The 702-nt window shown below is 66.0% G+C and carries 1 protein-coding gene; it reads left to right on the forward strand.

Features of this window, described 5'->3' with window-relative positions; all coding sequences use genetic code 11:
* Window positions 1-702, forward strand: a 702-nt coding sequence (locus tag ABD191_RS29030) for a phage portal protein (RefSeq protein ID WP_344089163.1), incomplete at both ends; no start/stop codon positions are given.

The following is a 702-nucleotide window of genomic DNA, read 5'->3' on the forward strand; positions in this document are numbered from 1 at the left end:
CTCAACGGCAAGCTTCAAATCCTCCCGGTGCCGCCCTCCCTGATCCGCCCCTACGGCGGCAACTGGATCAGGCCCGACCACTATGAGACAGCGGGCGGCAAGGACTTCGCCGTCGAGGATGTCGTCCATATCCACGGCTACGCGCCGGACAGCCTGACCGTCGGGTCGTCGCCGATCGAGTCGCTGCGTGAGCTGCTGCTCGAATCGTCGGAGGCGGCCCGTCAGAGGCAGCAGATGTGGAAGGGCGGCGCCCGCCTGACCGGTGTCCTGCAGCGTCCGCCGGACGCCCCCGATTGGGGGGCCAAAGAGAAGCAGCGCTTCCGCGAGATGTGGCGGACCTTCTCCCAGGGCGGCGGCGCCGAGGGCGGTACGCCGATCCTCGAAGACGGCATGACCTACACGCCGGTCGGCTTCAACCCTGAGCAGGCCCAGTACATCGAGTCGCGCAAGCTGACCCGTGAGGAAGTGTCGGCGGCGTACTTCATCCCGCCACCGCTGATCGGAATCCTTGACCACGCCACCTACTCCAATATCAAGGAGCAGCACGCCCACCTGTACCAGGACACGCTGGGTCCGTGGATGGTGATGCTGCAGCAGGAGATCCTCGCGCAGATCCTGCCTGATCTGCCCGGCGACAACAGTGACGTGTACGCCGAGTTCAACATCGACGCCAAGCTCCGCGGCTCCTTCGAGGAGCAGGCG

This window comes from Luedemannella helvata (assembly GCF_039528415.1).
Classification (GTDB): domain Bacteria; phylum Actinomycetota; class Actinomycetes; order Mycobacteriales; family Micromonosporaceae; genus Luedemannella; species Luedemannella helvata.